General features: G+C 76.5%; 1 protein-coding gene. It reads left to right on the forward strand.

Features of this window, described 5'->3' with window-relative positions:
• Positions 1 to 198 precede the first annotated feature (198 nt).
• Positions 199 to 400, forward strand: a 202-nt coding sequence (locus G3I78_RS53365; RefSeq protein WP_203616610.1) for an SURF1 family cytochrome oxidase biogenesis protein, incomplete at its 3' end; no start/stop codon positions are given.

Consider the following 400-nt stretch of genomic DNA (forward strand, 5'->3'; position numbering starts at 1 on the left):
TACAACCGCATCGACCGGGGCCCTGCACGGTCCGTGACGGCCCCGGGAGGTGTGACGTCCGTCCGGGACCGCAGAAAAGGTCCTAGGTCCCGGGACCCGGTCGCTCCCGGCACCGCGTCGGACCGCGCCGGTGTGAGGTTCGCCCGGTACGACGCCCGCGATGCGGGTTCTCGCAGGAGGCCCGGCTACCGTGGGGTCGTGCCCGAGCCCACCGCCCGCCGTTCGTTCTGGGCGGTCGCCCGCCAGCCCCGCGTGGTCGGCCTGCTCGTGCTGTTCCTCCTCGCCGCCGCGGTGTGCGCGCGCCTGGGCGTCTGGCAGCTCGACCGCGCCCAGCAGCGCGCCGAGCTCGCGGCGCAGCAGGAGGCCGCGGAGCTCGAGGCGGCCGGGCCCGAGGGCGTTG

Source organism: Streptomyces sp. SID13726, assembly GCF_010548375.1.
In the GTDB taxonomy this organism is placed as follows: Bacteria; Actinomycetota; Actinomycetes; order Streptomycetales; family Streptomycetaceae; genus Streptomyces.